10 protein-coding genes and 1 CRISPR repeat array are annotated in these 13,018 nt (G+C 65.0%); all 10 genes read left to right on the top strand.

Annotation, left to right across the window (positions count from 1 at the left end; genetic code table 11):
* On the top strand, positions 1–1,308 hold the full coding sequence (locus KMAL_RS07045) for an LLM class flavin-dependent oxidoreductase (protein ID WP_110095044.1): 1,308 nt from the start codon (positions 1–3) through the stop codon (positions 1,306–1,308).
* 450 nt (positions 1,309–1,758) lie between these two features.
* Positions 1,759–3,396: a type I-E CRISPR-associated protein Cse1/CasA gene (gene casA / locus KMAL_RS07040; RefSeq protein ID WP_110095043.1), complete on the top strand. Its 1,638-nt coding sequence runs from the start codon at positions 1,759–1,761 to the stop codon at positions 3,394–3,396.
* The gene (casB, locus tag KMAL_RS07035) at positions 3,396–3,944 is read left to right on the top strand and encodes a type I-E CRISPR-associated protein Cse2/CasB (RefSeq protein WP_239020005.1); all 549 of its coding nucleotides are present in this window, start codon (positions 3,396–3,398) and stop codon (positions 3,942–3,944) included. Before casA ends, casB begins: the two co-directional genes overlap by 1 nt.
* Before the next feature lie 32 nt (positions 3,945–3,976).
* Positions 3,977–5,050 (top strand): type I-E CRISPR-associated protein Cas7/Cse4/CasC, encoded by a 1,074-nt coding sequence (cas7e, locus tag KMAL_RS07030; protein ID WP_110095041.1) that lies wholly within the window; start codon positions 3,977–3,979, stop codon positions 5,048–5,050.
* A 5-nt stretch (positions 5,051–5,055) separates the two neighbouring features.
* Positions 5,056–5,835: a type I-E CRISPR-associated protein Cas5/CasD gene (gene cas5e, locus KMAL_RS07025; RefSeq protein WP_110095040.1), complete on the top strand. Its 780-nt coding sequence runs from the start codon at positions 5,056–5,058 to the stop codon at positions 5,833–5,835.
* The gene (cas6e, locus tag KMAL_RS07020) at positions 5,832–6,524 is read left to right on the top strand and encodes a type I-E CRISPR-associated protein Cas6/Cse3/CasE (protein WP_110095039.1); all 693 of its coding nucleotides are present in this window, start codon (positions 5,832–5,834) and stop codon (positions 6,522–6,524) included. The genes cas5e and cas6e overlap by 4 nt, the downstream gene beginning before the upstream one ends.
* Before the next feature lie 11 nt (positions 6,525–6,535).
* On the top strand, positions 6,536–7,495 hold the full coding sequence (gene cas1e, locus KMAL_RS07015) for a type I-E CRISPR-associated endonuclease Cas1e (RefSeq protein ID WP_110095038.1): 960 nt from the start codon (positions 6,536–6,538) through the stop codon (positions 7,493–7,495).
* A complete protein-coding gene (cas2e, locus tag KMAL_RS07010; RefSeq protein ID WP_110095037.1) occupies positions 7,476–7,817 on the top strand; it encodes a type I-E CRISPR-associated endoribonuclease Cas2e in 342 nt (113 codons plus the stop codon). Before cas1e ends, cas2e begins: the two co-directional genes overlap by 20 nt.
* Positions 7,818–7,890: 73 nt before the next feature.
* Positions 7,891–9,627: direct repeats of the CRISPR family, unit length 29 nt; unit sequence GTGTTCCCCGCATGCGCGGGGATGAACCG.
* 370 nt (positions 9,628–9,997) lie between these two features.
* Complete coding sequence (locus KMAL_RS07005; protein ID WP_110095036.1) at positions 9,998–12,415, top strand: recombinase; 2,418 nt, start codon at positions 9,998–10,000, stop codon at positions 12,413–12,415.
* Between the two features lie 403 nt (positions 12,416–12,818).
* A partial coding sequence (locus tag KMAL_RS16900; protein ID WP_180999761.1) for a hypothetical protein occupies positions 12,819–13,018 on the top strand: 200 nt, incomplete at its 3' end.

Here is a 13,018-nt window from a genome sequence, read left to right as displayed (position 1 = left end):
ATGATGGACAAACCGGTCATCCTTGGCCTTTCCATGCGCTACCTTGGCTATCATGCGGCAGGGTGGCGGCATCCGCAGGCTGATCCCTCGGGCAGCATTTCGTTCGACCATTACCGCAATGTTGCAACCAGGGCCGAAAAGGCGGGGTTTGCCATGGTCTTCCTGGCGGATGGCGTGGCCATCCGGGCGCAGGACCATCCGCATGGCGCCCTGGCACAGTCCTCGCAACTGGCCGACCTTGAACCCCTGACCCTGCTGTCGGCGCTATCCTCCGTCACCACGGATATCGGCCTGGTGGCCACGGCATCGACGACCTATAACGAACCCTATCACATCGCGCGCAAATATGCCTCCCTTGGGCGGATCAGCGGGGGACGGGCCGGATGGAACATCGTAACGTCATGGTCGGATGCCGAGGCCCGGAATTTCGGCATGGAACAGCATCCCGATTATGAAACCCGGTATGGGCGGGCCAGGGAGTTTGTCGATGTTGTCACGAAGTTATGGGATTCGTGGGACGTCGATGCCCTGAAGTGGGACAAGCGGGATGCGATCTTCCAGGATCCTGCGAAAATCCATGCCATCAACCACAAGGGCGCGCATTTTTCCGTCAGCGGTCCGCTGGACATCCCGGTTACGCCCGCCACGCGGCCGCTGCTGGTGCAGGCCGGCGCGTCACAGGCCGGCATGGAAATCGCCGCGCGCCATGCGGACATCGTCTATGCCGTGCCGCATGATATTGAAACCGCCGTCCAGTATCGCCAGACCCTGCGGGACATGGCACGCAGGCATGGGCGCGATCCCGACAGCATCAAGGTCCTGACGGGGATCACCCCCTATGTCGGGCAGACCCATGACGATGCCCGGAAACTCTATGAGACTTACAACAGCCTGATCCCTCCCGAACTCGGGCTGTCCTACCTCTATGCGCAGATGGGGGATCTTTCGGCCTTTCCGCTTGACGGTCCGGTCCCGGAACCGACGGATGCGCGCGTGCGCAGTATTGCCAATAACCTGCTGAAACTGGCGCGGGAGAAAAACCTGACCATCCGCGAACTCTATGGCGTCATCGCCGCAGGGTTTGGCGCGCGCGTCAGCATTTCCAGTGCGCAAGGACTGGTCGATGAAATGCAGGCATGGATGGAGGCCGGCGCATGCGATGGCTTCAATATCTGTCCGCCCCTGCTTCCGCTGGAACTGGACCGGTTCATAGACCTCGTCATTCCCCACATGCACGCACGCGGCATGTTGCCGGCCTTTACCTCGGGAACGGGATTGCGCAGGCGCATGAACCTGCCTGAAGGCTGAGGGGCAGGGCGGCCTTCGGGCGGGGCGCAGGGGTGGAATCCGCACATGCTACGTGTTGCCCCTGAGTGTCTCCCGACAGGGATGGGGCACAGCCGATATGCTTGGCCATGTCGATCGGTCTGCTGGCCTTTTTTCCTGTCAGGGAGGTGGGGGCGTATCAGTCTGCGGCAGGGAAGGGAGTGCTGCACCAAAAATATATGTCTTGTACCATTTAGGAAAAATTTTTGAGCGGATGTTGACTGTTATCACAAAATGGAGCACGTCAGAGGACAGGGATATTCTGCGATTCCGGAATCCAAGTTAATGGAAGGGTAAATGATTCCGTTTTCGTGAATATAAAACGTATATCATTCATTTTTGCAGAATTAATGGAATGAATGACATTCGTATTTCACATGTCATGAAAAAATAACCAAAATAATTTTCATTTCAGTAGTGAGGATTTGTGTCGTGAACCTTGTTTCTGATGCGTGGATACCGGTCCGACGCCGGTCTGGCGCGCGCGATATGATCCGTCCGGCCCAGATCGTGGAAAGGGTAAAGGACGATCCGGTGGTCGAGGTGATGTGGCCGAGGGCGGATTTCCGTAATGCCTTTTACGAATTCCTGATCGGGCTTCTGGCGACGGCATGCCCCCCCGTGGACCAACGGGCATGGGTCGCGGCATGGCGCAGGCCGCCTGCCGTCGGGGAGTTGGACGCGGCATTCGCCCGCATTGCCCATGCGTTCTGCCTTGACGGGCCGGGGCCGCGTTTCCTGCAGGACCATGCAGAGCTCGACAGCGGGCCTGAACCGGTCGAACGCCTGCTGATCGAGGCACCGGGCGAAAGCACCATAAAGCGCAATGCGGACCTTTTCGTGCACCGTGGGCAGGTGACGGCACTGGGGCGTCCGGCGGCGGCCATGGCCCTGTTTACATTGCAGTCATGGGCGCCAAGCGGCGGGGCCGGCAACATGACGGGCCTGCGTGGTGGTGGTCCGCTGATGACGCTGGTGCTGCCTTCGGACGGGGGCAGCCTGTGGGATGTCGTATGGGCCAATGTCCCGTGTGGCGTCGCGGTCAGGGACGAAGACATGGAAACGACCTTCCCATGGCTGGCCGCCACGCATGCTTCCGGAAAAGGCGGGGTGGAGGTGCGGATGAATGTCAATGCGTCCCCGCAGCAATGCTGGTGGGGAATGCCCCGGCGCATCCGGCTGGATTTTGAAAATACCCCTGACGGTGTCTGCGACCTGACCGGAATGGCCGATACGGTGCTGGTCCGTGGCTGGCGGCAGCGTCCCTATGGCCCGAAATATGCGGGCTGGGTCGGCATGCCTTATGGCGCGGGCGGGACCGTGCATCCCCTGACGCCACGCTACCGGCAGAAGGCCGGGGCGGAATGGCTTGCCGTGCATCCGCAACCGGGGGGCGTGGGCTACCGCCACTGGGCGGGGGTGGTGGTGGACAGCGCGGACGCCAACCGCCTGCCGGCAAGCTGCGTGGCCGTCTGGCGCAACGAACGCGCGCGTGATGCGGGGCTTTCGGAAGATCCCCGCCTGCTGGCCGCCGGTTTTGACATGGACAACATGAAGGCGCGCAGCTTCGTGGAAAGCGAAATGCCGCTTCCCGGCACGCAGGATGAAGACCGGCAGGAAGTGCTGGACGAACTGGCGCGCCAGTGTGTGGCGGGCGCGAAGATGGTGGCCGACATCCTGCGCGGCAGCGTGCGAGATGCCCTGTTCGGCAAAAGCGACGTGCCCATCGACGCCACGCTGCTGTCCGATGTGCGCGAACGGTTCTGGACGGGCACGCACGACGCATTCTTCGCCCTGCTGCATCAGGCGGGATGCGGGGATGACACCGAAGCGGACCTGCGGCGGCGATGGCTGCACCGGCTTGCGCGGGTGGCCATGGACGAATTCGACGCAATGGTCACGTTTGAGCCGGATATGGACATCGGGCAGGCCCAGCGTTCCACGCTGGCGCGCAGGCGGTTGGCGGCGGCACTGGCGGGCACGAGCACGGAGGGCAGGAAGCTCATGACGGAACTCGATATTCCCGCCCCACCACAAAAGAAACGCAAAACGGCAGGAAAGGACGCCTGATGTCGGACGACAAGGAGACAACCCTGCAGCAGGTCGTGGGATGGTGGCACGGGCTGCAACCCGTGCCGGAGAAGAACCAGCCCGGCGATCGCGCGGCACTTGCGATGCTGCGGCGCTGTTCCAGCGTGATGGATGCCCTGTTCGTGCCGGAAACGCAGGTGCTCGTGCACAGGTGCGGCGCACGGGATGACGCGAAGATTGCCCGCCTGGCCCTGGTGGCGGCGGTCTGTGCACATGTGCGCCGCGACCGGCCGGACATCCTGATCGCGCGCCAGGTCGGCCCTGTCGACCTGAAGGACCGCGCAACGGCCGCGTGCAAGCCGCTGCGCTTCCGCCGCCTGATGGACGCCGCGACCTATGACGAATGCCTGCGCGCGTTCCGCCGGCTCGTGGCGCTGGCGGGGCGGGAGGTCAGCGTGAAGGACCTTGCCCGCGCCCTCATGATGTGGCCGCGCGAGGGCGCATATGGCGATGGTGGGGAGGAACGCATCCGGCGTGAATGGATGCGCCAGTACTGGGATGCCGGAAGGTCGTATCAGGAACAGTAAAAACTTCTATTTCAATTAAGGATATTCACAAAATGCGTCGTTTTCTCCAGCTTCATCTCCTGACCTTCTATCCCCCCGCGAACGTCAATCGTGACGATGCCGGCAACCCCAAGACCGCGACGGTGGGCGGGGTGACACGCCTGCGTATTTCCTCGCAGGCGCTCAAGCGTGCCTGGCGCACGTCCGACATCTTTGACGCCGCCCTTGAGGGGCATATGGGCAAGCGCACCCAGCGTCTGGGCGAGGAAGTGCTGCAACACCTCCACGCCGCCGGGGTGGCGGAAAAAAAGGCCGTTGCCATCGCGCGGGATATTGCGGGCGTCTATGGCAAGGTGAAGGGGGAGAAGGACGAACATCCCACGCGCACCGAGCAGCTTGTCTTCATTTCCCCCGCCGAACGCGAAATGGCGCTGGCGATGGCCGACCGCCTGGCGGCGGGTGAGAAGGTGGACCCGAAGAAGGAATATGGCACCCTTCTGCACCGTGCGGATTCGGCGGCGGATATCGCCCTGTTCGGCCGCATGCTGGCCAGCGCGCCTTCCTTCAACCGGGAGGCGGCGGTGCAGGTGGCGCATGCCATCACCACCCATCGTGTCACGGTCGAGGATGACTACTACACCGCGATCGACGACCTGAAGGCCGATGGGGAAGATGCGGGCGCGGGCTTCGTGGGGGAAGCCGGGTTCGGGTCGGGGGTTTTCTACCTCTACCTGTGCGTCAATCGCGACCTGCTGATGAAAAACCTTGGCGGCGAGAGCGAAATGGCCGTGGCGCAGGCGGCCCTCGGCGCCTTGGCGGAGGCCGCGATGACGGTCTCGCCTTCCGGCAAGCAGAACAGTTTCGCAGCCCTTGCCCGGGCCGGCTACGTGCTGGCGGAAAAGGGCGATGCGCAGCCCCGCACGCTGGCGGGCGCGTTTGCCCGTCCCGTCGCGGAACATGGTGCCGGGGGCTTCGACCTCATGGGACAGTCCATCCGCGCGCTGAAGGCGTTCCGGGCGGAACTGGCGCGCGTTTACGGTCCGGGCGTGGATGAGGAATGCGAACTGTCGCTGGAGGATGCAGGCAGCGCCACGATGGCCGATATCGTCGCGTTCTGCCGGGCCTGACGGGAATGCGGCAGTTCCTGACATTTGCCATGGTGGGGCCGATGGCCTCGTTCGGCACGCTTGCGGTGGGGGAACGGCGTGGCGGCGGGGACCGTCCCGCGCGGTCGGCCATCGTGGGACTGATGGGGGCGTGTCTGGGGATTACGCGCGACGACGCGGATGCGCAGGACGCCCTTGCCACCGGATACGGGATCGCGGTCCTGTGCCACGCGCCCGGACGGCTGATGACGGATTACCATACCACCCAGAGCGCGCCGTCGCGCCGGAACTGGCGGCCTGAGACCCGTGCGCGGGAACTGGCCGGGGAGGGGGACCTTGCGACGATCCTCTCCCGCCGGGATTACCGGATGGGAAGCTGGCATCTGGGCGCGGTCTGGGCACGCCATGCCACGCCCCGCTGGGGGCTGGATGCCCTGCGCCAGGCGATGGAGGCGCCGGTTTTCACGCCCTCGCTGGGGCGGAAATCCTGCCCGCCGGGACTGCCCCTGGCGCCGCAGGTGGTGGAAGGGGACAGTGCGATGGCGGTTCTTCTGGCCCGGCAGGAAACCGGGCCGGAAAGCCGGGTCCGCATGCGCCACGGCCTGTTGCGCGACCAGTTCGCCGGACATGGTGGCCGCGCGGAAACGCTTGTCGTGCTGGATGCGGCGGACGTGGCCGAACATGGCGCGGGACACAGGGTGCTGCGCCGTGAAATGCAGCGCGACCAGCCCCTGTCGCGCACATGCTGGCAGTTCGGCCTGCGTGAGGAAGCCCTCCTTGCCGGCACGGAAGGAACACGGGGATGAGCACGGCTTTCCTTTCGCGCGTGACGCTGCGGCGCGATGCCAGCGTGCGGGCCATTGCCGGGTTGCTGGTGCCGCAGGGCGAAGGGCACCAGTACGCGGCGGCGCACCAACTGCTCTGGGTCCTGTTTGCCGACACGCCGGAGCGCAGGCGCGATTTCCTGTGGCGACAGACGGAGGCCGCGCATTACATGCTGCTGTCGGCCCGCGCGCCGGTCGATACGCACGGCCTGTTCGAGGTCGAGACCCGCCCGTTCGCCCCGGTGCTTAGCCCGGGGGAGCGCCTGCATTTCCTGTTGCGCGCCAATGCGACGGTTGACCGCATGACGCCCGGACGCCCCCGCAGCCAGCGCCATGATGTCGTGATGGATGCGCTGCGCCGCGTGCCGCCGGGCAAGGAGCGTGCGGCGGCGCGCGCGCAGGTCGTGCCCCGGGCGATGGCCGCATGGCTGGCCCGGCAGGGCGCGCGGTCCGGGTTCTGCCCCGACGCTGGCGAACTGCTTGTCCGGGGCTGCGACGTGCTGCGTATCCCGCGCCAGCAGGGGCAGGGAAAGGCAAGCTTTGGCGTGGTGGATGTGGAAGGGGAACTCGACGTGCGTGACCCGGCCCTGTTCGTGCCAGCCCTGCTGCGCGGGTTCGGGCGGGCGCGTGCATTCGGGTGTGGCCTCATGCTCATCCGCCGCGCACGCTGAAGGGGGCGCGCATGTCCCGTCCCATGCCGGGCCTGCCGCCGCCGCGGCCCATTGCGCTGAAGGAGCGTGCGTCCATCCTGTTCGTGTCGATGGGACAGTTGGACGTGCTGGATGGTGCGTTCGTCCTTGTGGACAGGGGCGGGGTGCGCACGCATATCCCCATCGGCGGGCTGGCCTGCCTGATGCTTGAACCCGGCACGCGGGTCAGCCACGCGGCGGTCGCGCTTGCGGCGCGGGCGGGCACGCTGCTCATCTGGGTGGGGGAGGCGGGCGTGCGGCTGTATGCCTCTGGCCAGCCGGGTGGCGCGCGGGCCGACCGGCTGCTGTTTCAGGCGCGGCTGGCGCTTGACGAGACGGCCCGCCTGAAGGTCGTGCGCCGGATGTATGCGCTGCGCTTTGGCGAGGACGCGCCCGAAAGGCGTTCCGTGGACCAGTTGCGCGGGATCGAGGGCGCGCGCGTGCGTGAGACCTATCGCCTGCTGGCCCATGCCCACGGTGCGCAGTGGGATGGCCGCCGCTACAACCCGCATGAGTGGGAGACGGCCAATGTGGTCAATCGCTGCCTCTCTGCCGCGACGGCGGCGCTTTACGGGATTACGGAGGCCGCGATCCTCGCGGCGGGTTATGCCCCGGCGATCGGGTTCCTTCATACGGGAAAGCCGCAGAGCTTCGTTTACGATATCGCCGATATCGTGAAATTCGACCTTGTGGTGCCCGAGGCCTTCCGCGTGGCGGCGGCGGTGCAGCAGGGACGGCCGCTTGACGGGCAAGTGGTGACGGACCCGGTCAGCACCGTGCGCCACCGATGCCGCGACCAGTTCCGCAGGACGAAGATCCTGGGGCGGCTGATTCCCATGATCGAGGATGTTCTGGCGGCAGGTGGGCTGGAGGTCCCGCCCGCGCCGGAAGAAGCCGTGCCGGTTGCGTTCACGGACCGCGAGGGGATGGGTGATGCTGGTCATCGTGGTTGAAAATGCCCCGCCGCGCCTGCGCGGGCGTCTGGCGGTATGGCTGCTGGAGGTCCGTGCCGGGGTGTATGTCGGCAGCTATGCCCGCCGCGTGCGCGAGATGATATGGGGGCAGGTCTGCGCCTATATTGACGAAGGGAATGCCGTCATCGCATGGGCCGCCCCCAATGACGCGGGCTTCGAATTCGATACCTGCGGGAAGAACCGGCGGGTGCCCGTGGACCTTGATGGCCTGCGTCTGGTGTCCTTCGGGCCGGAGGCAGCCCTTCCGGCGCAGCCCGGCCTGGCCGCAAGACCCCTTTCCCCGCGTCAGGGAAAGAGGTAAAAAAACAGCAGTTCTGGTTGGTAGATTCTTTGACAGTAAAATAGTCATTTGGAATCAATGGGTTCCACGAAGAGTGTTCCCCGCATGCGCGGGGATGAACCGCGCCCCCGGTTAAAACGATCCTCGATATACCCGTGTTCCCCGCATGCGCGGGGATGAACCGGAGAAAGGTTTTCCCGGAATTATGGTTCAGGAGTGTTCCCCGCATGCGCGGGGATGAACCGCATGTATTGCGCCGCACAGTCGCGCAACTGCCGTGTTCCCCGCATGCGCGGGGATGAACCGATGAAGAAAATAACAAGGGGGGGGTTAACCCCGTGTTCCCCGCATGCGCGGGGATGAACCGGCATCCGCTGTTTGCGATGACGTGGTGGAAACGTGTTCCCCGCATGCGCGGGGATGAACCGCTAGTGACCCAGACCGCGCCGCATCGCGCCGGGTGTTCCCCGCATGCGCGGGGATGAACCGATGTCATCAGCCGATGCTTCGGACTTCGCCGCGTGTTCCCCGCATGCGCGGGGATGAACCGCTCCAGATGCGTGCCCGTGGCTTTGCGCTGCGGTGTTCCCCGCATGCGCGGGGATGAACCGCCGCGTTCCGAATGACCGGACTCTCGGCATCCGTGTTCCCCGCATGCGCGGGGATGAACCGCCAACATCCATGTCCGCCGCCGTCATGATCCGGTGTTCCCCGCATGCGCGGGGATGAACCGGCCGGGATTTTGGATTAGCGTCGTATGCCCACGTGTTCCCCGCATGCGCGGGGATGAACCGGAGCGCAGAACATGAGCGGATCCACCACGGTAGTGTTCCCCGCATGCGCGGGGATGAACCGGGCCAGAGCGCGGTCGAGGGTTTCACCCAGATGTGTTCCCCGCATGCGCGGGGATGAACCGAATGGCTATCAGGACGGTTTCCTCAGCCGTTAGTGTTCCCCGCATGCGCGGGGATGAACCGGTGAACATCAATCCGTGGGTAAATGGGAATACGTGTTCCCCGCATGCGCGGGGATGAACCGATCAGGCGACCACTTCAACTGCTGCTGTGATCGTGTTCCCCGCATGCGCGGGGATGAACCGGAACTGTCCGGCGTCAACCCGCTGGAATTGATGTGTTCCCCGCATGCGCGGGGATGAACCGCGGCCATTGCGCAGATCGCCATCTTCGCGGCGGTGTTCCCCGCATGCGCGGGGATGAACCGGCGCCCCCGCGCCTGATCCGCGATCACATCGAGTGTTCCCCGCATGCGCGGGGATGAACCGGGTGGAGACCAGATCAGGGCGCTCCCCTGTAGGTGTTCCCCGCATGCGCGGGGATGAACCGAACGCAGGGTTATTATTGACCAAGGGCACAAAGTGTTCCCCGCATGCGCGGGGATGAACCGACGCGTTCTGGACGGTTGGCCGGAATAAGGTAGTGTTCCCCGCATGCGCGGGGATGAACCGGCGGGCTGTCGGCCGCGCACTACCGGACGTAGGTGTTCCCCGCATGCGCGGGGATGAACCGATAGCGTCTGCACCACCGTCCCCCTTGCCAATGTGTTCCCCGCATGCGCGGGGATGAACCGAGACGAACTGCCGTTGGGCAACGGGACGCCTGGTGTTCCCCGCATGCGCGGGGATGAACCGGCCGAGTTCACGATCACCATCACCGAACCGGGGTGTTCCCCGCATGCGCGGGGATGAACCGGGCACGGCCGCCCGTCGCCAGTCGCTGGAAATGTGTTCCCCGCATGTGCGGGGATGAACCGCTGGCCCATACACCCAAGGACAAGGTGGAAGGGTGTTCCCCGCATGCGCGGGGATGGGTCAGAGACGCTGGCAGACGAGGACAGGGCGTCTGTGTAGTTGTTGCATATGCCGGGAGAAGGTGCTTCTCCCCCATTGCCGGAAGGATGATGGATCGCAACCGGATGTCCGGTGCCCGGCAACCGGTCGTGCCTGTCGGGGGACAGCATCGGCAGGCGGGTCTTTTGCGACTCTGTGGCCTCGCGCTGTTACAAAAAACTGTCCCCTGAGTCGGGCAAGGGAAGTCCTGCCCTGCAGCGGTCCTGCACGGCCCGTGACGGAATTTTCTCCGTGCACAACACCATATCTGGTGCCATGATGCGTCCCTGTCCACAATATGAGCGAACCGGTGCCTGTGCATGGCCCTCGTTCGCCTGAACGACGGAGCCGGTGCATGGACGGAGGTTTTTCGCTGTCTGGCGGCGTGCGCGCATCCGTGCGCACACCGTTCGAAGGGGCATTCGGCCTGTCGCCGCTGCCTGCCCGGTCGCTTGACCGGGGCATGGGGGAGGCGGTGGGCCGCCGCACCGTGTTCCGCCCCGATGATCATGGGGATTTCGGCCATGTGGCGGATCGCGTGGCACGGGGCAACACGATGCTGCTGCCTGCCGTGGGGGCGCACGAAGCCGCGCAGTTGCGTAATGCCATCGCCACCGGCGCGTTGCTGACCTCTGGCCGGCACCTGCAGCATGGCGATGCCACGCAATCCACGCGGAACATGGAAATGTTCACGAACTGTGCCACCGCAATCTGTTCGTTTGCCAAATTCTACCTGCTGCTCAATGGCTCCGGCGTGGGGCGGGCCTATGATGATGAACTGTGCGTCGTGGACTGGGCGCAGGCGCCGGAACTCTGTTTCGTCCTCTCGCCCACGCATCCGGATTACCCGCATGACCGCGCGGGTCTGCTGCGCTTCGGGCTGGATATGCAGATCGTGCCATGGGACACGACGATCGAGACCTTCGATACGGGGATGGAGGCACAGGTCCGCGCGTTTCTGGCGGCCTCCGTCGTGCCGGATGTGGCCGCATCGGGGCGGGCGGGGCGGCCCGGCACGGTTGTCCACGTGATCGAGGACAGCCGCGAGGGCTGGGGCAAGGCCGTCGAGATGATCGAGGCCATGGCGTTCCGTGGCAGCGCGGATCGTGCGCTGGTCCTTGACCTCAGCGCCATCCGCTGTGCGGGCAGCCCGATCGCGGGCATGCAGGGACGACCCGCATCCGGCCCCATTTCCCTGCTGCGCGGATTGCTCAACATCCGCGCGCATGTGATCGCGCCGGCGCGTGACACGGGCATGCCCCTGTGGGAGCAGGCGCTGCGTGTGGACCATTACCTGTCGGTCGAGGTGCAGGTCGGCGGTGCCCGCCGGGCCGCGCGCATGGCCACCAAGTCATGGCGCGATGCCGAGGTGCTGCGTTTCATCCGCGCCAAGGAGGAAGGCGGCCTGTGGACGGCCAACCATTCCGTGATGGTGGATGCCGAATTCTGGCATTTCGTGAACAGTCCTGCGGCTGTCGGCCCGCTGGCCGGGCACGCCCGCGCGGTCTTTGCGGAGGCGACGCGTTGCGCCTGGATCAATGGGGAGCCGGGATTCATCAACGGCGACCGTCTGGAAGACAGCCGGACCGGCAGTGCGCGGCTCAAGAAAATCCATGAAGATGGCCGGGATTTCCGCTCCCGGCGGTATCAGGCGACCGAGGCGGCGACCCTGCTTGCGGATCTGGCCGGACGCGCGGCGCAGGCGCACTTTCCGGTCACGACCAATCCGTGCGGCGAAATTACGCTGCATGTGACGGGCGGGTATTGCGTGATTGGCGATTTCGCGCCGCTGCTGGCCTGTCCTGTCCCGCCGGAGGACGTGACGCCCGGACACGTGCCGCACGATGTTGCGGATGTGTGGGACGCACGGGTGCGCGATTCCGTCAGGCTGGGCGTGCGCTTCCTGCTGCGCGCCAATCGCATGGACGCCCTGTATGGGGAGGAAGTGCGCCGCACCAACCGCATCGGGATTGGTCCGACGGGCCTGCATGAATGGGCGTGGGTGCGCTTTGGCCTCGATTTCCATGACCTGCTGGACGAGGCGCGTTCCGCCCCGTTCTGGTCGGCGGTGCGGGAGCTTTCGACCATCGCGAAGGACGAGGCCAATGCCTATGCCCGTGAAACCGGCACGGCGCAGCCCGTGACGGTGACGACCATCAAGCCGGCAGGCACGACATCGAAGCTGTTCGGCCTGACGGAAGGGGCGCACCTGCCCGCACGGCGGCAGTATCTGCGCTGGGTGCAGTTCAAGGGTGTGCGGCGCGCGGATGGCACGTGGGAGGCCGGGACCGACCCGCTGCTGCCGACATACGCGCGCAAGGGCTATCCGGTGCGCTCGCTGCGCAGTTTTCCGGGCATGAGCATCGTCGGCTTCCCCACCGTGCCGCTTATCCAGCGGCTGGGCATGGGGGAGCGGGTGGTCACGGCGCCAGAGGCCACGCCGGAGGAACAGTATCGCTGGCTGGAACTGCTGGAGAAATACTGGATCGGCGCCACGCAGGGCAATCAGGTGTCCTACACGCTCAAGGTCTATACGGACCGTCATGACCTTGAGGGATTCCGTGCGATGGTGGCGGCGCATCAACCGCATGTGCGCTGCTGTGCCGTGCTGCCCAGCCGTCCCGATTCCGGACTTGGCTACGAATACCTGCCGGAGGAGGAGGTTTCCGCCGGGAAGTTCGCAGCCATCACGGCCACGATCCATGATGTGGAAGTGCAGGAAGTGATCGACTGGACACACCTGCAATGCGCCAGTGGGGTCTGTCCCATCTGATGTGACGGGTGGGGGTGAAACCTGTACGGATTACCGTATGGTACACTTTTCCTGTCGTGACGTGATGTGGGTCTGTACCTTTCGGTATGTCAGGGTGGGGCGTGGCAGTTTCGGGGCTGACTTCTTCTGAAGCTTTTTGAAAAAGCTTCACCAAAAACTTCTTTGCGATTTTCATGATGTTTTGGGGCGGTCATGGCCTGTGGCTGTTGCATGAATGTGATTCGTGCAACCCCGCCATGATGGGGACATCAGGGTTCGGGACATCAAAATGTCACGAAATGTTAGAACATGTCCCTCATCATTCACGCAGGTCCCATGCAGCACTATATCTTGTGAAGTTCCCGGATCATGCGCGAACATCGTGGCGGTTCATGGCATGGGGCGCCAGCGGAGGAGAAACGTGGTGAAGCAGACAAGATACTGTGCGATGGCGTTGATGGCCATGTCACTGGCGGTTGCGCCGGTCCTGACCGTGTCGGTGGCGCATGCGCAGCATGGTCCGGGCGGGGGCGGCCACGGTGGTGGTGGCCCCGGCGGTGGACCGGGCGGCGGTGGTCCCGGCGGGGGACGTGGCGGACCCGGCGGCGGTGGCTGGCACGGGGG

This window comes from Novacetimonas maltaceti (assembly GCF_002906255.1).
In the GTDB taxonomy this organism is placed as follows: domain Bacteria; phylum Pseudomonadota; class Alphaproteobacteria; order Acetobacterales; family Acetobacteraceae; genus Novacetimonas; species Novacetimonas maltaceti.
This window is presented reverse-complemented; position numbering and strand designations above follow the sequence as displayed.